At 30.6% G+C, this 23,495-nt stretch carries 15 protein-coding genes and 2 pseudogenes; 14 read left to right on the top strand and 3 right to left on the bottom strand.

Annotation, left to right across the window (positions count from 1 at the left end; translation table 11 throughout):
• Positions 1–3 precede the first annotated feature (3 nt).
• Positions 4–3,945, bottom strand: coding sequence for a DUF748 domain-containing protein (locus tag ACZ5VL_RS01280; RefSeq protein ID WP_464199200.1), 3,942 nt, complete (start codon positions 3,943–3,945; stop codon positions 4–6).
• Positions 3,946–4,003: 58 nt separating this feature from the next.
• Here ACZ5VL_RS01280 and ACZ5VL_RS01275 point away from each other — a divergent pair, with 58 nt between their 5' ends.
• The 14 genes and pseudogenes from ACZ5VL_RS01275 to ACZ5VL_RS01210 all read left to right on the top strand — a co-directional run bounded on the left by ACZ5VL_RS01275 (position 4,004) and on the right by ACZ5VL_RS01210 (position 22,083).
• Complete coding sequence (locus tag ACZ5VL_RS01275) at positions 4,004–5,077, top strand: epoxyqueuosine reductase QueH (protein WP_464199198.1); 1,074 nt, start codon at positions 4,004–4,006, stop codon at positions 5,075–5,077.
• A gap of 68 nt (positions 5,078–5,145) precedes the next feature.
• On the top strand, positions 5,146–5,583 hold the full coding sequence (gene fabZ / locus ACZ5VL_RS01270) for a 3-hydroxyacyl-ACP dehydratase FabZ (protein ID WP_464199196.1): 438 nt from the start codon (positions 5,146–5,148) through the stop codon (positions 5,581–5,583).
• Positions 5,584–5,591: 8 nt separating this feature from the next.
• Complete coding sequence (gene lpxA, locus ACZ5VL_RS01265) at positions 5,592–6,380, top strand: acyl-ACP--UDP-N-acetylglucosamine O-acyltransferase (RefSeq protein ID WP_464199194.1); 789 nt, start codon at positions 5,592–5,594, stop codon at positions 6,378–6,380.
• The gene (gene clpX, locus ACZ5VL_RS01260; RefSeq protein WP_464199192.1) at positions 6,380–7,615 is read left to right on the top strand and encodes an ATP-dependent Clp protease ATP-binding subunit ClpX; all 1,236 of its coding nucleotides are present in this window, start codon (positions 6,380–6,382) and stop codon (positions 7,613–7,615) included. Before lpxA ends, clpX begins: the two co-directional genes overlap by 1 nt.
• A gap of 9 nt (positions 7,616–7,624) precedes the next feature.
• Positions 7,625–8,662, top strand: a complete 1,038-nt coding sequence (locus tag ACZ5VL_RS01255; protein WP_464199191.1) for a rod shape-determining protein — start codon at positions 7,625–7,627, stop codon at positions 8,660–8,662.
• Complete coding sequence (gene mreC, locus ACZ5VL_RS01250; protein ID WP_464199189.1) at positions 8,652–9,404, top strand: rod shape-determining protein MreC; 753 nt, start codon at positions 8,652–8,654, stop codon at positions 9,402–9,404. The genes ACZ5VL_RS01255 and mreC overlap by 11 nt, the downstream gene beginning before the upstream one ends.
• A complete protein-coding gene (gene carB, locus ACZ5VL_RS01245; protein WP_464199187.1) occupies positions 9,404–12,670 on the top strand; it encodes a carbamoyl-phosphate synthase large subunit in 3,267 nt (1,088 codons plus the stop codon). The genes mreC and carB overlap by 1 nt, the downstream gene beginning before the upstream one ends.
• Before the next feature lie 93 nt (positions 12,671–12,763).
• The gene (locus tag ACZ5VL_RS01240) at positions 12,764–13,795 is read left to right on the top strand and encodes an OmpA family protein (protein ID WP_464199186.1); all 1,032 of its coding nucleotides are present in this window, start codon (positions 12,764–12,766) and stop codon (positions 13,793–13,795) included.
• A gap of 50 nt (positions 13,796–13,845) precedes the next feature.
• Entirely contained in the window at positions 13,846–14,490 is a 645-nt protein-coding gene (locus ACZ5VL_RS01235; protein ID WP_464199185.1) for an HAD family hydrolase, read from the top strand.
• Between the two features lie 113 nt (positions 14,491–14,603).
• The gene (gene nifJ, locus ACZ5VL_RS01230; protein ID WP_464199183.1) at positions 14,604–18,155 is read left to right on the top strand and encodes a pyruvate:ferredoxin (flavodoxin) oxidoreductase; all 3,552 of its coding nucleotides are present in this window, start codon (positions 14,604–14,606) and stop codon (positions 18,153–18,155) included.
• 191 nt (positions 18,156–18,346) lie between these two features.
• Positions 18,347–19,120, top strand: a pseudogene (locus tag ACZ5VL_RS01225) (cache domain-containing protein); the annotation flags it as partial.
• Positions 19,121–19,936: 816 nt separating this feature from the next.
• Positions 19,937–20,338: pseudogene (locus ACZ5VL_RS01220) on the top strand (methyl-accepting chemotaxis protein); the annotation flags it as partial.
• Positions 20,339–20,466: 128 nt separating this feature from the next.
• Positions 20,467–20,865: a copper resistance protein NlpE gene (locus tag ACZ5VL_RS01215; RefSeq protein ID WP_464199181.1), complete on the top strand. Its 399-nt coding sequence runs from the start codon at positions 20,467–20,469 to the stop codon at positions 20,863–20,865.
• Positions 20,866–20,886: 21 nt separating this feature from the next.
• Complete coding sequence (locus tag ACZ5VL_RS01210; protein WP_464199179.1) at positions 20,887–22,083, top strand: MFS transporter; 1,197 nt, start codon at positions 20,887–20,889, stop codon at positions 22,081–22,083.
• Here ACZ5VL_RS01210 and ACZ5VL_RS01205 read toward each other — a convergent pair.
• Positions 22,076–22,903 (bottom strand): CheR family methyltransferase, encoded by an 828-nt coding sequence (locus ACZ5VL_RS01205; protein ID WP_464199177.1) that lies wholly within the window; start codon positions 22,901–22,903, stop codon positions 22,076–22,078. The two genes, ACZ5VL_RS01210 and ACZ5VL_RS01205, sit on opposite strands and share 8 nt — an antisense overlap.
• On the bottom strand, positions 22,893–23,453 hold the full coding sequence (locus ACZ5VL_RS01200; protein ID WP_464199176.1) for a CheB methylesterase domain-containing protein: 561 nt from the start codon (positions 23,451–23,453) through the stop codon (positions 22,893–22,895). The genes ACZ5VL_RS01205 and ACZ5VL_RS01200 overlap by 11 nt, the downstream gene beginning before the upstream one ends.
• Between the last annotated feature and the right edge of the window lie 42 nt (positions 23,454–23,495).

The raw sequence follows: 23,495 nt of genomic DNA, 5'->3' as shown, positions 1-23,495 counted from the left end.
CCTTTATTTCTTTTTAATGCCCATTTTTATCATTATGTAAGATTTTTGTTTTATCTCTCCGCTAGTATCTGTTTTCAAAATCTCTATTTTATTTTCAGGTACACCAGTTGCAATAAGCTCATCTTTTATATTTTTTGCTCTACTTAGCGCAAGATCATCAAAATAACTAGATTTTATTTCGTATTTTGAGATTAAGGCTTTTGTAGCTTCTTCTTGAGATTCAAATTTTTTATTTCCAAAAAATTTAGTTTTTAGTTTATTAAAAGCATTTTGATAAGACATATCTTCTTTTATCATATAATATGAGATTTCATCATCAAATTTATTTTTTTGAAGTTCTGAGTTATCTAGTTCTTTATTATAAGCTGGAGTTATAGTAATTATAAAATCTTCTTTTTGAGACATTATCTGTGCAAGAGTTGGTATTTTGGCTTTTTCTGATACTATAAGCCTATCATCTCCTGGTCTAAAATCAATTGAATCTAATCTTGGATCGTTTTTTATACCAAGAGTTGAGACTATAATCTTAAATGGACTTGTCAAAATATCTGTAAAGAGTTGGCTGAGAGCTTTTAGAACAACTCCGCTATAATCAAAATTAGGATTAGATAAATCACCCTTTATAGGTATGCTTAAGTTTATTTGATTTTGAGAATCTTTTAGTATAGCAGCAGCAAGTCGTAATGGCATATCTACAGATTCTTCGCTTTTAACCCTTTTGCCAAGCTTTAAGGAGTCTAGATTTATTATATTTTGTGAAACCATAGTGGCATTGTTTATATCATAAATTAGTGTTAGATTTAGCTTTCCTCCATCTAGTTCATATCCAGCAAATTGTTTGCTATAAGGCGTAATATCTGGAAGATTTATATCTTTAAATGTCATGTTGACTTTGGTGTATTCTTTAGGTTCAAATGGTTTAGTATGAATATTTATAGCGCTATATCCGCTTTTTCCTATCGTTCCTTCCATATCTATACGGCTTATTTTATCTTTTCTTATGGAAGAAATTTTGCTTTGTATGTTTGAAACTTTTGTTATAAAAGGTGTAAATATAGAGTAATCACTAAAGTCCAAAACACCATCTTCTAGGGCAATTTTATTTATAACTATGTTTGTATCGCTACTATTGTCATCTTTTTGTGGTTGTGGTTTATTGAGTTGTTGAATTTGTTTTTCTTCTTCTGTGTTATCTTTTGTTTTTTTAACAACTTTAGATAGATTTACATTTTTTTCTTTATCTATATAGACATTTAAATATGGTTTTTTAAGTGATATGTTATCCAAAACTAGACCGTTATTTTCATACTCTATATTTTGAATACCAAGGCTTTTTATTGCAAATATGCTAATATCTTCTTTATCTAGTATAGAAATATCGCTAAGCTCGGCATTACCTTTAACGCTTGGAGTTTTATCATATCCTATAATCCCACTAAAATCTAATTTCCCACTTTGTAATCTCATATCCGTAAAATCTTTTACAAAAGGCATATAGCAAGCTAAATCATGATGAGAAAAAGTTGTATTTAGATCCATTTTAAATGGATTTATTCCTACTTTTCCAAATGATTTTAAGGTTATATTTTTTGAGTTTGCATTTAGTGATACATCTAAAGGGTTATCATATTTTGAGTTTATATTTTTTAAATTTATATTAATACCATCAAAGCTATGTTTTAAGCCAGCACTATTCATTTTTACATTAATATCTGCTTTTGAATTATTTACATTTATCTCTTTTATATCATATGTAAATTCTTTTGACTTAGGAGAGGAATACGTAGTTTTGCTTTTGATAGATGAACTTTTTGACTCTGTTTTTATTGGGATATTTTCTACTAAACTTACTTTGCCATTTTGATCAATATCTGTTTTTAAGTTTAGAGCATCAAGGTCAACTTTTTTGATGTTTAAATTAAGATCGCTTATATCAAAGCCTAAGCCTTTTAGATTTAAAGAATTAAAAGAAGCTATTTTAGAACCATCTTTATCAAATGCATTTGTTTCTTTTAGTTTATAATTTACCCCATTTATGCTTGATTTTTTATTTTTTAAATAATATGCAAAGTCTTTTAGATTTGATGATGAATTTGTGAGAAATTTTTGATTATTTACAAAAAACGCTAAGCCAATTGTGTCTAAGATACCATTTTTTACAGTGATATTTCCGCCATTCATAGTTATAGCTGTGTTATTTAACTTTCCATTATTTAAAGTGGCTTTCATATTATGTATTGCAAAATCAGCATTTTGTAGGATAAAATTACTTAAATTTGTATCTATTTTAAAGTTTTTATCGTTTTGCATCAAAAGAGTATATTTTGTAGCATTTAAATCTTTTCCTTTGGTTTTAAACATTTTATTTTTAAAGCTAGGATCTATCATATGTAAGTTATCTGTAGAAACAAAAATATCATCGCCATTAAGTTTGAAGTTTGTATTGCTTAATGAGCCATTATTTATGTTTGCTGCCATATCATGCATGTAAAATTTAGTTAAGCCAACGATAAATTTGCTAAGATTCGAATCTATTAGTATATTATTTTCATTATTTAGTTTTAGATGAAATTTGCTGGCGTTTATATCGGACGAACCCACCCATAAGAGCTTATTTTTAAATAAAGCATTTTTGGTAAGAAGATTCTCAGTAGATATAAACATATCTTTGCCCTTTAGTTTAAAGCCAGTTTCTTTTAGCTTACCATCGCTTAAGCTTGCATTCATATCTCCCATAAGAAAGTCTGTTTGGGATATGCTAAAATCACCCAATTTTGTATCTAAAAATAGATTTTTTTCTTTATTTTCCATTGAAAGAGAAAAACGGCTTGCATTCATCTCTTCTGTCTGAGTAAGAAGGGCTTTGTTATCAAATTTAACATTTTTTGCGAGTAAATCAGATGAGTTTATATCTAAGGCAAAATCTTCGTCTTTTATACTTATATTTACATCATTTTGAGTTAAATCTAGTGTATCTATATGACCAATTTTTGTGTAGTTTAAATCCTTTATATTTAAACTTTCAAAGTTTCCTTCCCCGCTTATGTCATAAGGTTTTATCCTAGATGCTAGGTTAATACTTGGTATACTAAACTTTTTAAGAAGCAAAGAATCATTTGCATCTAGAATCGATACATCTTTTAATTCTAAATTAGAATCATCCATCAAAAAATACATATCATCTCTACTAAAGACTATATTAAAGTTTATTTTTGTATCTAGTTTGCCACTTTGCAAATTTACAGGCATTGTCTCAAGTAAAGAAGTTGCAGCAGCTTTTAAATCGAGTTCATCTATTTTTATATTGCCATGAAAAGTAAGTGGCTTTATTTTTACTCCACTATCAATTGCTATATGTTTAGCTAAACTTGAACTTGATACTAAAGTATGATGTCCTATACTTTCATCTTTTATATTTATATCAGAAATTGTGTAATCTATGTCATCTAGGCTAATATTGAAGGGTTTTTTTGCTGAATTATCTGTATATGCAAATTTTCCATTAACAATCTCTAGATGTTTTAATATAAAGTTGAAAAATAAGCTACCACTGCTACTTTCTTCGTTATTTGATGAGAAAGCATCGAAGTTAAATACTCCTTTATTATCTTTAACTATATTTATATTTGGTTTTTGTAGTTTTATCTTTTTTATAAGAATAGTTTTGGTAAATAGCCTAGAAAATTCCATTTTTATGTAGATATTATCTGCACTAAAAAGATTATCAAATGTTTTTATTGAGATGTTTTTTATATTTAGATTATATGAAAAAGGGTTAAATTTCGCATCTTCTATTTTTAGTTCTATCCCATCTTTTTTAAGTGAGCTTGGCAAAACCTTTTTTAGTATATATGGAACTCCAAAAAATCCAAAAACTGTATAAAAAATAAAAATAAAACCTACTATACTTAAAATAATAAGAGATATTTTTTTGCCTTTGCTCATACTTAAGCCTTTTTGTAAAAGTTAGATTGTATAATTATACCAAAAAAGGTAAATAGCTATGCTAATTCATATTTGTTGTTCTGTTGATAGTCATTATTTTTTAAAAAAGTTAAAATCAGATTTTCCAAATGAAACCTTGATAGGTTATTTTTATGATCCAAACATTCATCCATATAGTGAGTATTTGCTTCGATTTGAAGATGTAAAGCATAGCTGCAAAACTCTTGGTATAAAACTTATAATGGGGGAGTATGATTTAGATTTGTGGTATAATGGGGCAAAAGAGATGGCAAATGAGCCTGAAAAAGGTAAACGTTGCGAGTATTGCTTTGATTTTAGGCTTGAAAATACAGCCAAAAAAGCAAAAGAGCTTGGTGAAAATAAAATAACCACAACGCTTCTAATGAGCCCTAAAAAATCCCTATGTCAACTAAATGAATCTTTAAAAAATGTTTGTGATAAATTTGAGCTAAATTATATTGCACCTGATTATAGAAAAAATGGTGGAACTACCGAGCAAATGAGCTTAGCAAAAAGTGATAATTTATATGCACAAAATTACTGTGGATGTTTGTTTGCGCTTAAAAAACAACGAGATGTTCAAAATATTTTTATAAGTGAAATGATAAGCAATATTGGCAAACAAGAACTCCCAAACTCTATAGATGAAAAATTAAATCTATATAGAAAGGTTCATAGGTTAAAAGATAAACAAGATAAATTTGAGATTATAAAAGATAGATTTTTAAATTATAGGCTTTTAAGTGCATATGTAAAATTTGATAATTTAGTTGTGGATAGTTATATTTTGTATTTAAGTAAATTCAGAAGAGAGATTGTAAATTTAACCTTAAAAAAAGCACAAAACATAGCGTTTTGTAAAGATGAGATAAAATTTATATCATTAAATTTCTTTAATGAGATTTTAAAAACAGATTACAAAAGTGTTAGAGAAATGATTTATAAACCACTTAAGATTAAAAATGAGTTAAAGATAAGAAAATATCTTTGTGGTGATGAGAGTTTAAGTCCTATTATTGTGGTTGATAATATACAAAATGCTAAAGTTGAAATAAATGTAAAATATCTACTTTTTGATGATGTAAGGCATAAAATAGTTAAATTTAAATAAGCTCATTAGCTAAATTTTAGCATTTTTTCGTTACAATTCTTAGTTATTAGATGTAAATAAGGAAGCGCATGATAGATATAGTTGAAATCCAAGAAATTTTACCGCACAGATATCCGTTTTTACTCATAGATAAAGTTACAGACCTAGCTCCAAATGAAAGCATTTCTGCTATAAAAAATGTTACAATTGGCGAGCCTATCTTTCAAGGACATTTTCCTTACCATCCAGTATATCCAGGTGTTATGATTGTAGAAGGAATGGCGCAAGCTGGCGGTGTTTTGGCATTTAAAAGTATGTTAGATGAAGATTTGTCAAACAAGGTAGTGTACTTTATGAGTATAGATAAGGCTAAATTTCGCCGTCCTATCAAACCAGGAGATACAATAGTATATAAAATATCAGTATTAAAACATAGGGGTAAAATTTGGGTTTTAAAAGGTGAGGCCTTTGTAGATGATATTTTGGTAGCCGAAGCAGAGCTTCAAGCTATGATAGTAGATAAATAGGTCAAATTATGAATAAAATAGATTCAAGAGCTATAATAGAAGATGGAGCTATAATTGGAGATGATGTTGTAGTTGAAGCTAATGTATATATTAGTAAAGATGCCAAGATTGGAAATAACTGTATTATAAAACAAGGAGCTAGGATTATAGGGGATACAACTATAGGAGATGGAGCTAGAATTTTTAGTTACGCTATAGTTGGTGAAATTCCACAAGATATGAGTTTTGAAGTTGGAGAAAAAACAGGGCTTATCATAGGTAAAAATGCTACTATACATGAGTTTTGTACGATAAGTTCAGGTTCTCACAAGGGCGATGGTTTTACTAGAATAGGAAATGATGCTTTTATTATGTCTTATTGTCATGTAGCACATGATTGCAATATTGGAAATAACATAATAATGGCAAACAATGCTACTTTGGCAGGGCATGTAGAAATGGGAGATTATGCTGTGATTGGCGGTTTAACACCCATACACCAGTTTGTAAAAATTGGTGAGAGTTGCATGATAGCTGGGGCTTCAGCGCTTTCTCAAGACATAGTACCATTTTGTTTGGCCGAAGGAAATAGAGCTTACATTAGGGGTTTAAATCTAGTTGGTATAAGAAGAAGATTTGATAAAGAGCAGATTGAACTTATAAACCAAGCTTTCAAATTTCTTTTCAAAAGCGAAAATGGTTTAAAAGACCAAGCCAATGAACTAAAAGCAAAAACAAATAACGAGCAAGTACTTAAAATGTGTGATTTTATTTTAAATACAACAAGAGGAATTCCTCTGCAAAAAGGAAAAGATTAATGGCTAGAAAATGTAGCTTTTGTAATAAAGAAGAATCAGCCGATAGAAGACTTCTTACAAGTATAGATGGGAATTCTTTTATCTGTGAATATTGCATAACAGCATCATATAATATGCTAAATGGCATAAATGGCGAAAGCGATCAAAAAAATGAAGATAAAAATGAAATTTATGATAATCTAACACCAAAAGAGCTAAAAGCTGTACTTGATGAGTATGTCATAGGGCAAGATAGAGCTAAGGTTATATTTAGTGTTGGTGTTTATAATCATTACAAAAGAATTTTTAAACAAACTGCAGTTGAAGATGATACAGAAATTTCAAAATCAAATATTTTACTTTTAGGTTCAACTGGAAGCGGTAAAACTTTAATGGCGCAAACTTTGGCTAGATTTTTGGATGTTCCTATTGCAATTTGTGATGCTACAAGCTTAACAGAAGCTGGATATGTCGGGGAAGATGTTGAAAATATTTTAACAAAACTTCTTCAAGTAGCAGATGGTGACATCAAAAAAGCTGAACATGGCATAGTTTTTGTTGATGAGATAGATAAAATTTCAAGAATGAGTGAAAATAGGTCTATTACAAGGGATGTTAGTGGAGAAGGGGTACAACAAGCGCTTCTTAAGATAATTGAAGGAAGTATTGTAAATATTCCTCCAAAGGGTGGTAGAAAGCATCCAAATCAAGATTTTATACAAATAGACACTACAAACATTTTGTTTGTTTGTGCTGGTGCATTTGATGGACTTAGTGATATCATAGAAAAAAGACTTGGAAAAAATGTTTTAGGTTTTGGTCAAGACAAAAGAAGTAAAGGTGAAAAAGAAAAGCTTTTGAGCTTTGTTGAACCAGATGATTTGGTTCATTATGGACTTATTCCAGAACTCATAGGAAGACTACATGTTGTAGCAACACTAAATGACATCACTGAAGACGATATGGTTAAAATTTTAAAAGAGCCAAAAAATGCTATAGTTAAACAGTATCAAAAGCTTTTTGCTATTGATGAGGTAAACTTAAAGATAGATGATGAGGCTCTAAGGGCAATAGCGACTTTAGCTTTAAAGCGCAAAACTGGTGCAAGAGGTTTAAGAAGCATAATGGAAGAGATGATGACTGATATAATGTTTGAACTTCCAGAGCTTAAAAACTATGATGTAATTATAACTAAAGAAGTGGTAAATGATGGCGCAAAGCCAATTTTTGTAAAACACAATAAACTAACAGCATAAAGGTAAAGAATGATTTTAGATCAATTTATAGGATTTTTTTCTAGCGATATGGGGATTGACTTAGGGACAGCAAATACGCTAGTTCTAGTAAAAGATAAAGGTATAATTATAGATGAACCATCTGTTGTTGCGGTTCAGTTTGAAAAATATGGAAAACAAAAAATATTAGCAGTAGGCCATGAAGCAAAAGAGATGGTAGGTAAAACTCCTGGTGATATTGAAGCCATACGTCCTATGAGGGATGGAGTTATTGCTGATTTTGATATGACAGAAAAAATGATTCGCTATTTTATAGAAAAAACACATAAAAGAAAGAGCTTTTTAAGACCAAGAATTATTATATCAGTACCTTATGGGCTTACTCAAGTTGAAAGAAAAGCTGTTAGAGAAAGCGCTTTAAGCGCTGGTGCAAGAGAGGTATTTTTGATAGAAGAGCCAATGGCTGCAGCTATCGGTGCAGGACTTCCTATAAGAGAGCCACAAGGAAGTCTTATAGTTGATATCGGAGGTGGAACAACTGAGATAGGAGTTGTTTCTCTTGGAGGTTTAGTTATCAGTAAATCGATAAGAACGGCTGGTGATAAGATTGATTCAAGCATAGTAAACTATGTAAAAGAAAAATACAATCTTTTGATAGGTGAAAGAACCGGAGAAGAGATTAAAATAAAAATTGGCTCAGCTATACAATTGCCAAAAGAACTTTCTATGGGTATAAAAGGCAGGGATCAGATAAGCGGGTTATTAAGTAGAGTTGAGCTAACAAGTGAAGATGTTAGAGAAGCTATGCGTGAACCACTAAAAGAGATAGCTGATGCACTAAAAACGGTTCTTGAGATGATGCCGCCTGATTTGGCTGGAGATATAGTGGAAAACGGTGTTGTTTTAACAGGTGGCGGAGCCCTTATTAGAGGACTTGATAAATATTTAGCTGATATTGTTAAGCTTCCTATTTATGTTGCAGATGAGCCACTTTTAGCAGTTGCAAAGGGAACGGGAAAAGTTCTAGAAGAGATAAGTCTTTTGCAGCAGCTTATAAATGAAGAATAGATTTAAACTAATACTTTTAATACTGATTTTTATTGCAGTTTCGCTTTATAGAAGCGATGCTGCGAGAGAATTGGTTGTAAATACAAGTAATTTTTTTGTAAATATATATTATAACGGCTTAACATATGTAAAAGATAGTATAAATAATCATTTTAGGCAAGCTAACGAGATAGAAATATTAACTCAGCAAAACAGGGAACTTGAAAAAGCAGCAAATTTACTTTCGACTTTTGCTGATAAATTAAACTCTATTTTAATAGATAGAAACTCAAGTATTTATGAGCCTAAAATTCAGCTTGTAAAAGCTTTGGGATATGCATCTATTAGTGATTATAATAAAATTTGGCTTGAATTTAATGATTATAACTCTAGCAAAATCTACGGTCTTATATATCAGGGAAAAACAGCTGGAATTGTTGTATCAAAAGACAATTTACCGATGGGACTTTTGCAATATGATCCTAAAAGTATTTTTTCTGTGTATGTTGGAGATGGTAAGATTCCAGGTGTTGCTTCTGGAAATTTTAAAAACATAGTTGTAAATTTTATACCACAGTGGCTTAATCCAAAAGTTGGAGACGAGGTCTTTACAAGCGGACTTGATGATATATTTTTTAGTGGAATTTCCGTTGGAAAAGTTTCAAAAGTATTAGAAGGAGATTTGTATAAAAGTGTCATAGTTGAACCTTATATAGAAATTTCAGTTCCATCATATTTATACGCAGTTATCAAGGAGAAATAATGCCAAAAAGAACAGATATTAAAAATATTTTACTTATAGGTAGTGGGCCTATCATTATTGGGCAAGCTTGCGAGTTTGATTATAGTGGAACCCAGGCTGTAAAAACATTAAAAGAGTTAGGATACAGAGTTGTTCTTATAAACTCAAATCCAGCTACAATAATGACAGATCCTGATTTTGCAGATGCTACATATATAGAGCCAATTACAAAAGAGAGTATTTCAAGAATAATAGAATTAGAAAATATAGATGCGATACTTCCTACAATGGGCGGACAGGTTGCATTAAATGCTGCAATGGAATTTAATGAAAATGATCTTCTTGGCAATGTTAAGTTTTTAGGAGCAAATCCTGAAGCTATCAAAAAAGGTGAAGATAGAGTAGCTTTCAAAGAAGCTATGATAAAAATAGGTATGGATATGCCTAAAAGTAATTATGCTTATACTTATGAAGAAGCTATGAGCGTAGCAAATGATATAGGTTTTCCACTTATCATAAGAGCAAGCTATACGCTTGGTGGTGGTGGAAGTGGTGTTGCTTATAATATAGATGAGTTTAAAGAGCTTGCAAATGCTGGTCTTGATGCGAGTCCGATACATGAAATTTTAATAGAGGAGAGTTTGCTTGGTTGGAAAGAATATGAGATGGAGGTTATTAGAGATAAAAACGATAACTGCATTATAGTGTGCTCTATAGAAAACCTTGATCCAATGGGTGTTCATACGGGAGATAGCATAACTATAGCACCAGCTCTTAGCCTAACAGATAAAGAGTATCAACATATGCGCGATGCAAGTTTTGCGATTTTGCGTGAAATTGGTGTTGATACAGGCGGAAGCAACGTACAATTTGCTATAAATCCAAAAAATGGCAGAATGACGGTTATTGAGATGAATCCCAGGGTTTCTCGCTCTTCGGCTCTTGCAAGTAAGGCAACTGGATACCCTATAGCAAAGGTTGCAACAATGCTTGCGGTTGGTTTTACACTTGATGAAATAAAAAATGATATCACTGGAACCGCAGCTAGTTTTGAACCCGTAATTGACTATATAGTTACAAAAATTCCTCGTTTTACATTTGAAAAATTTCCTGGATCAAATCAATACCTTGGCACTTCTATGAAAAGTGTTGGTGAGGTTATGGCAATTGGAAGAACATTTAAAGAAAGTATTCAAAAAGCACTTTGTAGTATGGAGAGGGGATATTTTGGATTTAATCATATCCATAAAGATAAAAACGATCTTATTTATGGACTTAGAAATGCCCATGAAGAAAGAATTCTTTATGTTGCACAAGCTTACAGAGATGGCTTTGGCATAGAAGATGTTTATGAGTATACAAAGATAGATAGATGGTTTTTAACTCAAATATATGAGATAATTCAATTTGAAAAATGTATTGATATGGATATTTTAAATAATCCTGATCTTTTAAGAAAAGCAAAAACTTATGGTTTTAGCGATAAAATGATAGCCTATCTTATAAATTTAAAAGACAATCTTGAATTAAGCCAAAATGATATTTATTATGTTAGAAGTAGGCAAAATATAGATATAGAATATAGTGAAGTTGATACATGCGCTGGTGAGTTTAAAGCTTTAACGCCATATCTTTACTCATCAACAAACATAACTCCAAATTTGCCAAATTTAAAAGTTGATAATACAAATAAAAAAGTTCTTATAATTGGTGGTGGACCAAATAGAGTGGGGCAAGGAATTGAGTTTGATTACTGTTGTGTTCACGCAAGCTATGCCTTAAAAGATATGGGTATTGCAACCATTATGTATAATTGTAATCCAGAAACAGTTAGTACGGATTATGATACAAGCGATATTTTGTATTTTGAGCCGATTGATTTTGAACATTTAAGAAGTGTTATACAAAGAGAAAAACCAGATGGCGTTATAGTCCACTTTGGTGGTCAAACTCCACTTAAATTCTCAAAACGCTTACATGCTATTGGTGCAAAAATAATAGGAACAAGTGCAAGAGCTATAGATCTAGCAGAAGATAGAAAAAAATTTAGCGAATTTATAAAAGATATCGGCGTAAAACAACCAGATAACGATACTGCAACGTCTCAAAAAGAAGCCGTAGTAAAAGCATCTAAAATAGGCTATCCTGTACTAGTAAGGCCAAGCTATGTGCTTGGTGGTAGAGCTATGAGAAGAGTTTATAATGAAGAGGAGCTTCTTGTATATATGAATGAAGCAGTGAGTGTTAGCAACAACTCTCCAGTTTTGATAGATAAATTTTTACAAGATGCATTAGAGCTTGATGTGGATGCCATAAGTGATGGAATTGATGTATATATAGGCGCTATAATGGAGCATATTGAGGAAGCTGGCATTCACAGTGGCGATAGCGCTAGCATATTACCTCCAATGAATCTTAGCAATGAAATGATAAAAACTATTGAAGAGCAAACTAAAAAAATAGCACTAAATTTGGGTGTTGTAGGACTTATGAATATTCAGTTTGCCATTTTTGAAAATGAACTTTATATAATAGAGGTTAATCCAAGAGCTAGTAGAACAGTTCCTTTTGCTAGTAAAGCCACAGGTATTCCTATGGCAAAAGTTGCAACAAGAGTTATGTGGCAAGGAAATTTAAAAGAATCTCTTAAATTTTATGATAAATTTGGTGTAATTATAAGCGAGGGCGGTATTTTAAAGCCAAAAATAAATAGTCGTGTATGCGTTAAAGAGTCTGTTTTTCCATTTAGCAAGTTAAGTGGAAGTGATTTAATTTTAGGTCCTGAGATGAAAAGTACTGGTGAAGTTATGGGTATTAGCTCTAATTTCCAAAAGAGCTTTATTAAGTCTCAAATAGCAGCTGGAAATATCTTGCCCACAAAAGGAAATGTCTTTTTAACACTAACAGATAATGATAAACTCGAAGCCATAAGTCTAGCAAAAGAATTTATAAGTTTGGGTTTTAAAATAGTTGCTACAAGTGGAACTTATAAGTGTTTAAATGAGGCTAATATAGAATGTGATTTTGTATATAAAATAAGTGAAGGTAGGCCAAATATCGAAGATAAATTAAAAAATGGTGATATATCTTTAGTTATAAATACAAGCGACTCAAAATCTGTAACAAGTGATGCTGCTAAAATAAGACAATCTGTTTTAAGATTTAAAATTCCATATTTTACAACTATGAGAGCCGCTAAAGCTGCAGCAAAGTCTATACTTAGCTTGCAAGATGAAACAGCATATGAAGTTAAAAGTTTACAAAAATGGTTGGAAAATAATATTTAAATTTAAATTTATTTAAAATAAGTATAGACTTTTTTAAAAAAAAGTGATACAATACAAGTTAGCATTTAATTTCAAAATAAGAAAGGAACATTTATGAAAAAAATTGCTATTGCATTAACAGTTGCCACAGCTTTATTTGCTAGTGACGCGGATTATCATTGGGAGTTTACTCCAACAGTTGGCGGTGTTGTTACTGAAGGTAATATCGGTACAAATAACCATATGACTTATGGTTTGAGAATTGCTAAAAACCTTGAGGATGCATGGTTAAATCAAATCGAAATTGGTTATGATCGCTCAGATGACGTAAATGTTAAAGGTTTTGGCGAGACAGATATAAATAGATATTTTATTAACTTTGTAAAAGATATCTACAGCTTCTCTAATGATTTTAAGATTTACGGTTTACTAGGTGCTGGTTACGAAGATTATGTTAAGGAATTTGGTGGTGATATAGATGATGGTGGCTTTGGTCAATATGGTCTAGGTCTTAAATATTTCATAGCAGACAACTTTGCACTAAAATTAGAAGCAAGAGACGCTATAACATTTGAGCATGCAAATCACAATATGTTCTATAGTTTAGGTTTTGCAGCTAATTTTGGAGAAAGATCACCTAAAGCTGCTCCAGCTCCAGTAGTTGCTCCAGCTCCAGTAGTTGTTGAGAAACCAAAACCAGTTTTAGATGATGATAACGATGGCGTTCCAAATGATAAAGATAGATGCCCAGGTACTCCAGCTGGTGTAGTTGTTGATGAATATGGTTGCGAGAAAGTTATTCACCTTACAATGGATGTAAACTTTGCATTCGATAGTTCAAAAATAACTCCTGCTTATATGGAGAAAATTAAAGAAGTAGCAAATACATTAAACGAAAAACCAAACTACAAAGTTATCCTAGAAGGACATACTGACAGTGTTGGCAAAGCAGCATATAATATGAAACTATCACAAAGAAGAGCTGATGCAGTTGCTGCTGCTTTAGTTAAACTTGGAATTGATAGAAGCAGAATATCTACAGAAGCTTATGGTGAAACAAGACCAATAGCAGATAATTCTACAAAAGCTGGTCGTGCTCAAAATAGACGTACCGACGCTAAATTTAGATTTCCTAAAACAAAATAATTAGCTTCTTTCATTGTAGCACGAGTATTCGTGCTACAACTTTTTTCTTTATGAATAATAAAATTATACTTTTTGATATGGATGGGACCATTATAGATTCTACTGGTGCTATTCATGATGGTTTTACAAAAGCTTTTAATGATAATAACAATATTAATAAAATTGATTATGAATATTTAAATTCTCTTATAGGCTATCCTCTTGAGATTATGTTTGAAAAATTAGGTGCCCCTAGAGATAAAATTTCAGACTATTTGATTTCATATAAAGAAGAATATAAAAGAGTTTATCTAAAAAAAACATCACTTATAGATAGTGCCAAAGAAGCAATTATTTTAGCCGCTTCTTTTGCAAAATTGGGCATAGTTACAACTAAAACTTCACTATATTCCAAGATCCTTCTTGAACATCTTGGAGTAGATAAATACTTTGATGTTATTATAGGTAGAGATGATGTTGTAAACCCCAAACCAAGTGCGGAGCCTATATTAAAAGCTATAAATTCTATAGATTTAAAATCAAATAAAATTTATATGATAGGCGATACTATACTAGATGCAAAAGCTGCAAAAGCTGCAAATATTATTTCCATAGGTCTTACTTGTGGCTATGGCAAAAAAGATGATCTTTGTGAAATTTGCGATTATTGTTATGACCTGCCAATAGACGCTATTTTATTTGCAAAACAAGACTAATATTATAATAAATTTTAGTATAATTTTTTATATATTGTATTTTTTAATAATTTTTTTAGTATAATCGAATATATATATTTATATATTGTAAAATTATTAAGGAGCCACATAAAATGACTAAAATAATGAAAACTATGGATGGAAATGAAGCTGCTGCTTATGTTTCCTATGCATTTACAGAAGTTGCAGGAATTTATCCAATAACTCCTAGCTCTCCAATGGCTGATCATGTTGATATATGGGCCGCTCAAGGTAAAAAAAATCTATTTAATATGCCAGTTAAAGTTATAGAGATGCAAAGCGAAGCCGGAGCTGCTGGTAGTGTTCATGGTAGTTTGCAAGTTGGTGCATTAACTACAACTTATACTGCCTCACAAGGTCTGCTTTTAAAGATACCAAATATGTATAAAATCGCAGGTCAGTTGCTACCATGTGTTATACATGTTGCAGCAAGATCTTTGGCTTCTCAAGCGCTATCAATTTTTGGAGATCATCAAGATATTTACGCATGTAGACAAACTGGTTTTGCTATGCTTGCAAGCGATAGTGTACAAGAAGTTATGGATATAGGTGGCGTTGCCCATTTATCTGCCATAAAAGGCAGGGTTCCGTTTTTGCATTTCTTTGATGGTTTTAGAACAAGTCATGAGATACAAAAAGTTGAAGTTATGGATTATGCAGATTTTGATAAATTGCTTGATTATGAAGCAGTAAAAGATTTTAGACATAACTCTTTAAATCCAGAGCATCCAAAAACAAGAGGTACAGCTCAAAATGACGATATTTATTTTCAAACAAGAGAACTTCCAAATAAATTTTATAATGATCTTCCTGATATAGTAGCTAATTATCTAAAAGAGATCTCAAAAATTACTGGAAGAGATTATAAGCCATTTAATTACTATGGCGATCCTGATGCTGAAAATATTATAGTTGCTATGGGATCAGTAAATCAAACTATAGAAGAAGTTGTTGATCATCTAATGAAAAAGGGTGAAAAAGTTGGCTTAATTAAAGTCCATTTATATAGACCATTTAGTTTAAAATATCTTTTTGATGTTATGCCAAAAAGCGTTAAAAGAATATCGGTTCTAGATAGAACAAAAGAGCCAGGAAGTTTGGGCGAGCCACTATATCTTGATATTAAAGCAGCTTTTTACGGAAAAGAAAATACTCCTTTAATTATAGGTGGAAGATATGGTCTTAGCTCAAAAGATGTTGATCCTTCTCAAATAATAGCTATTTATGATAATCTAAAATCAAATGAACCTAAAAATGGTTTTACTGTAGGTATAAACGACGATGTTACTCATCTTTCATTAAAAGTTGGAAAAAGAATTTCGCTTGGCGATGATGATGCAAAAGAGTGTTTATTTTATGGACTTGGCGCTGATGGTACGGTTGGAGCAAATAAAAACTCTATCAAGATTATAGGGGATAACACAAATCTTTATGCACAGGCATATTTTGCATACGATAGTAAAAAATCAGGCGGTTACACAAGAAGCCATTTGAGATTTGGTAAAAAACCTATTCGCTCAACTTATCTTGTTTCAAATCCACATTTTGTTGCGTGTTCAGTGGCTGCTTATCTTGATATTTATAATGTTATAGATGGAATTAGAGAAAATGGTACATTCTTGCTTAACTCAATTTGGGATGAAAAAGAAACAATCGAGAAAATTCCAAATAAAGTAAAGAAAATTCTTGCCGAAAGAAATGTTAATTTCTATATATTAAATGCTACTAAACTAGCTTATGAGATAGGGCTTGGAAATCGTACAAACACAATTATGCAGTCAGCATTTTTTAAACTTACAAATATAATTCCTTTTGAAGAAGCTCAAACGCTTATGAAAGAATTTGCTAAAAAAACATATGGCAAAAAAGGTGACAAAATAGTTGAAATGAACTATAAAGCGATAGAAAATGGAGCTGATAAATTAGTAAAAGTTACAGTTGACCCATCTTGGGTAAATTTAAATAATGAACAAATTGCCCAAACCGATAAATATATAGGTGATGATTTTATAGAAAATGTTGTTAAACCTATAAATGCTGCTCGTGGTGATGAGTTACCAGTTTCTGCGTTTTTAGGACATGAAGATGGCAGTTTTCCTGCTGGAACAACTCAGTATGAAAAAAGAGGCGTTGGTGTAATGGTTCCAAAATGGATAGAAGAAAACTGCATTCAATGTAATCAATGTGTATTTGTTTGTCCGCATGCTGTTATAAGAGCATTTTTGGTTGATGATAAAGAGATGGCATCAGCACCTGAAGGTGTAAAAGCGCACGCAATAGATGCAAAAGGTAAAGATATTAAGGATTATAAATATAAAATTCAAGTTAGCCCTCTTGACTGTACTGGATGTGAGCTTTGTGCACAAAACTGCCCAAGCAAAGAAAAATCACTTGTAATGGTTCTTCTTGAAGATCAAATGGAAAAAGGTGAGCAAGATAACGCTGATTATTTATTTAAAAATGTAACCTATAAAGATGATTTAACAGGAAAAGAAAATGTAAAAGGTGTAGGATTTGCTGAACCATATTTTGAGTTTCATGGAGCATGCCCAGGATGTGGTGAAACGCCATATATTACGCTTATTACAAGACTTTTTGGAGAAAGAATGATAGTTGCAAATGCAACAGGTTGTAGCTCTATTTATGGAGGCTCTGCTCCATCAATGCCATATAGAAAAGATTCAAATGGAAACGGTATTGCTTGGGCGAACTCTTTATTTGAAGATAATGCTGAATTTGGACTTGGTATGAAGATTGCAGCGGAGACTATACGTCATAGAATAGAAAATATTATGTTAAATACATTAAATGATGTGCCAAATGCGCTTAGTGCTCTTTATAAAGATTGGATAGAAAATAAAAATGATTCTGCTAAATCAACACAGATAAGAGATAGACTTATACCTATTTTAGAACAAAATAAAAAAGAAAAAGGTGTAGAAAAACTTTTAGAACTTAAGCATTATCTATCTAAAAAATCTCAATGGATAATAGGCGGTGATGGATGGGCCTATGATATAGGATATGGCGGACTTGATCATGTTTTAGCAAGTGGAGAAAATGTAAATATTTTGGTTTTAGATACTGAAGTATATTCAAATACTGGCGGACAAAGTTCAAAATCATCAAGAGTCGGATCTATTGCTCAGTTTACATCAAGTGGCAAGCCTGTTCAGAAAAAAGATCTAGGTCAGATAGCTATGACTTATGGAAATATATATGTAGCACAATTAAACTCTAATGCTTCTCCAGCGCAAACTATAAAAGCTATTATTGAAGCTGAATCTTATAATGGACCAAGTCTTATAATATGTTACTCTCCTTGTATAGCTCATGGTATAAAAGGTGGCTTAAGTCTTAGTGGAAATCATGCTGAACTTGCTACAAAATGTGGTTATTGGCCAACATATACATTTGATCCAAGGCTTGCAAGAGATGGTAAAAATCCTATAAAACTTTCTGCAAAAGAGCCTGAGTGGGATTTATATAGAGACTTTTTGCTTTCAGAAGTAAGATATAATGCTCTTAGTAAATTAAATCCAGAGCATGCAGAGTCTCTTTTGGAGCAAAATTTACAAGATGCAAAAAGAAGATATAGACAACTAAAAAGATTAGCTGACGCTGATTTTAGCAACGAAATTTAGTAAGCTTTCGGGGAGACGGTATTCTCCCCAAAATTTCTAACAAAAATACTTTAATTAATAAATATAAAAATTTAATTAAATGTTAATATTAATTAAAATAATTTAAATTCATAGTAAAAGTTTCATATATAATTAATATTACAAGTGATAGAATAATAGCAGTATTTTATATTTTCAAAGGATGGTTTTATATGCTTCATAAAATTTCAAATAAACTAGCAGTTTATATCTTGGTTCTTCTTCTTGTTTGTTTTTCTATTTTTACATTTATTAATTATTCATCAACTCATAAGACGATTATTGGTATAAGTGAGACTGGAAAAAGTTCCATAGCTCTTTCTTCAAGATTAATTGTAAGTGAGTTTTTTTCAAGCAAGATGAAAGCAGTTGAGAATTTTGCAGATTTCTTGCAAAAAAATCCACAATACGCTATGGATAGAGATCTTTTAAATCAACAAATTAAATTTATATCAAAAACATCTGGATTAGATAATATATTTGTTGCTTATGAGAGTGATGGAAATTTTTATAGAACAGATATAGGTGAAAATAAAGATGTAAGTTTTATATTTAGGACGATAGAAAAAGATAATTATGAGCCAAGAAAAAGAGAATGGTATCAGCTTGCGACAAGTAGCGATAAAGTAGTTTTTACAAAACCATATATTGCAAAAACTGGAAATAAACCTACTATATCTATAGCAAAAAAAATTATTATTAATAATAAGCTAGTGGGTGTTATAGCAAGTGATGTATTTCTAGATACCTTAAATGTAAAATTAGCAGCTATAAAAGACTCTCCAACTAGTTCGATTACTGTTGTAGATATAGCTTCAAATTTACTAGTTGCTCATCCTATAAAAGAGTTAATAATGTCTGATAAGCCAGAAGCAGCAGAGGCTGCTAATCTTTTAAGGGAAAACTATAACAAGTACGGTAATCATCCTTTTGAATATAAATTTAGAGGACAAGAAAAAGTTGGAGCTTGCACTAAATATGATGAAGCTAATTGGGTAATATGTTCATCTAACTCACTTACGGATTATGATGATACATTAAAATCTGTTTTAACATCACAAGGAACAACTGCATTTATATTTATAGTTCTTATTGTTATTCTTCTATCTTTAATGATTAAGCATTCACTAAAACCAATCTCAATTATCCAAAACGGACTTAATGATTTCTTTAAATTTATCAACTACGAAACAAACAGTGCTGAGAATATAAAAATATCATCTAAAGATGAATTTGGGGATATGGCAAAAGCTATAAATGAGAATATAGAAAGAACAAAAATAAATCTTGATGAAGAGTATAATTTTATAAAAGAGTCAAGAAATTTTGTAAATAGAATTAAGGATGGTGATTTTATTGCAAATATTGATACAAAAGTAACAAGTTCTGGCCTAAATAATCTTAAAATTGCACTTCAAGAACTCCAAGCTTCACTAAAAGATAATGTTGCAGATAATATACATAATATATTAAATTTATTGCAATCATTTAAAAACAAAAATTTTACTGTAAATATAAATGATTCTGGTGTGGTTGCAAAAGGTGTAAATGAGTTAGGAAATGTGATATCTAATATGCTACAAGGCAGCTTACATCAAGCAGAAAATTTACAACAAAAAGCAACTATGCTTACTGATGCTATGAATAGCATAACCACTTCAGCCAACAAACAAGCAAATGCTCTAGAAGAAAGTGCAGCTGCAGTTGAAGAGATGAGTAGTTCTATGAACTCAATCAATCAAAAAACAACAGAAGTTATAGCTCAATCTGAAGAGATTAAAAATGTTATTACTATAATAAAAGATATATCAGAACAAACAAACCTACTAGCACTTAATGCTGCAATAGAAGCAGCTAGAGCTGGAGAAGCAGGACGTGGCTTTGCAGTTGTTGCAGATGAAGTTAGAAAACTAGCTGAAAAAACAGGTAAGTCACTTACTGAAATAGAAGCTAATGTAAATGTATTAACTCAAAGCATTAATGAGATGAGTGAAAGCATAAGAGAACAAACTGAAGCAATATCTATGATAAATAACTCTGTTGCAGATGTTGATGCTTTAACAAAAGAAAATGTAAGTATTGCTAATAATACAAACGCTATAACAAAAGAACTAGATACTATGTCTAAAGAGATAGTTGAAGGTGTAAGGAAGAATAGGTTTTAAACTTATTTTATAAATCTTTTAGATGCTAATTTTTAGTATCTAAAAGATTACAAATTAATTTTTATAATTTTTATTGGCAATTAATGCTTTTGATACTATAATCCTATTATAAAATTAAAGGATTATCAATGAATGTAAAAAATTTTCTAATCTCTGGCTTATGTTTAGCTTTTTTTATTGGTTGCTCTACGAATAGCCCAAAAATTTCTAAGAAAGATTCTGAAATTTATGGTACTTATCAAGCTACATTACCTTGCGCAAGTTGTGAAGGAATAGAACAGGTTCTTACACTTAAAGATAATGGTTCTTATGTATTACAAAGTACATATTTGGGTGAAAAAGATGGTAAATTTATAGAAAAAGGTATTTATAATATTGAAAAGCAAACCATTACTACAACGAACCAATATAAAGAAAAAAATTACTATACGGTAAAAGGTTCGAATTTGATTTTACTTGATTCTGAAAAACGAGAAGCAACAGGACCTCTTAAGGATTTATATATATTTAAACCATATAAAAAGTAAGTTAAATAAAAATGAGTTTTTATGAGAAAATATTTAGCCCTTATAAGGTTGGATAAAAACTTTAGACTTCTTTGTATTATTCAGACTATATGCTATTTTGGGGCTTGGTTTTCTCATACGGGTATTTTTACAATGCTCATAAATCTTAACGCTCCCATATGGGCTATATCAATGTGTGCTGCTATGGCATATATCCCTTGTGTTTTACTCGCACCTTTTAGTGGGATTTTGATTGATAAATTTAGTCCAAAACCAATGCTTGTTATTATGATGATTATAGAAAGTATAACTATATTTATGCTTATTTTTATAAATTCTCTTAATATGCTTTGGTTGCTTTTGGTTATAATTTTTATTAGAATGGGTGTTGGCGGGATATATTTTCAAGTTGAAATGAGCCTTCTTCCAAAAATTTTAAAAAATCAAAACTTAAAACTGGCAAATGAAATTCATTCTATTATATGGGCATGTTCTTATACTGTTGGTATGGCCGGAGCTGGAGTTTATATCTATTTATTTGGTGTAAAGAGTGCTTTTATTTTTGATTTTATTTTATATATAATAAGCTTTTATTTTTTAAATCAGCTAGTCTTACCTAAAGTTGATAAAAGCATCATGAGACCAGCGTTTACGATGTTTAAAAATGGTATAATTTACCTAAAAAACAACAAACTAGTAATTCATCTAATAATGCTCCATAGCTTTGTTGGAATAACTTCTTATGAGGCATTAATCGCTTTGCTTGCTGATTATAAGTACTATGGAATTTTTTCGATATCGCTTATAATTGGTTTTATGAATACAGCAAGAGCCTTTTCTCTAATAATTGGACCAGCAATACTTAGCAAATTTATAAATAACAAAACTATTGTGTATATTTATTTTGGACAAGGGGTAGGTATAATAACTTGGGCATTTTTACAATTTAACTTTTACTTAGGGTTTATTGGACTTTTATGCGCAGGGTTTTTTACTTCAACATTATGGAGTTATACTTATACACTTGTTCAAAAAAATTGTGCCGAGCAGTTTTATGGTAGAGTTATAGCGTATAATGACATGGCTATATTGCTAGTAAGTGCTATTTTTTCACTTTTTGTTGGTTTTATGTTTAAAAGATCATTTAGTTTAGAAATTATAACAATTATAATGGGATCGATGTTTTTTATAGGCGGATTTTATTATTATATAGTTAGTAAAATTTATAAAATTAATTGATTACTTTTTCATAGTAAGCAACACCATTTTCATATATTTTTTTATATATATTAGTACTAGGTATAAGGTCAGCATGACCTGCATAAAGTCTACCATTATCATTTAGTAGTTTATAAAGTACTTGAATGCATTTTAACTTAAACTCGTCATTAAAATATATCATCATATTTCTTGAGAGAATAATATCAAAAGTGCCCAATTTTGACATCTCATCTCCAAAAATATTTGCTATTTTAAATTCACATTTTGGTAGTGATGTTTTTTTAATCTCATACATATCTTTTGTTTTTGTAAAAAATCTGCTTTTTTGTGATTCGTTTAATCTGTGTAAATGCCTTTCATTATATATACCAGTTATACATTCACTAATAGCTTCGGAGTTTATGTCAATTCCCATAAAGCTTATATCTTTTAAGCCATTTTCTATAGATAGCATGCACAAAGAATACACTTCATCTCCACTTGAACATGGCGCACAAAGTATTTTGGGATGCTTGAGTGTTTTTGCATAAGATATAACTTCTTGAAGTTGTGCCAGTTCTCTATAAAAATATGTCTCATTTACTGTTATTAAATTTAGTATATCTTGCCTCAATTCAACATTTGTCTTTATCATATCTATGATTTTATTAAAACTTGGTATTTGTCTATTTTTTGCAAACATTTCTAAGCGCTCAAATATAGTGTTATATTTTGGTTTTAAATCAGCTCCACTTATTGTTTGTATTAGTTTTATAAACTCGTCAAAATTACTAGTATCAACTATAATATCTTCTTTTGGTTTCTGCTCAAAATTTTTCACTTTTTTTCTAAAAAACATATAAAAACCTTTCTAATTCTTTTCTTATATCAGATAAATTCATTGTTTTTAAACTGGCATTTATTTCTTTAGCTCTTTTGGGCATGCCATACACGATTGCACTTTCTTCATTTTCTGCTATGCATTTTGCACCATTTTTATAGAGCTCAAATAGTCCATTTGCACCATCGTCGCCAATTCCTGTAAGAAGTATAGCCATTATCTCAATTTCATTGCATAAGTTTGTAGCTGATGCAAAAAGCATGTTTATATTTGGAGAATATGGAAGTTTTGCGTCTTTGTTTATAGATGTATTTAAGCTTTTTAGAATTTCGGTGTTATGTTTGCATATATAAAATTTATTTTCTAATTTAATTTTTTCTTCTATGCACTCTATATCTATATGACACTCTTTTGATAACTGATTGCAAAATGATGGTATAAACATAGGATCCATATGTTGAGCAACAACAACTATTGCGTTATTTATTTTTATATCACATAAAAGCTTTCGCAAGTGACCAGGACCGCCAGTAGATGCACCTATTAAAACAAGTTTTTGTTTGGACATAATTTCACCTAGCATAAATCTAGATGAAATTATACATAAATA

Source organism: Campylobacter sp. GTC17093 (genome assembly GCF_055397635.1).
This window is presented reverse-complemented; position numbering and strand designations above follow the sequence as displayed.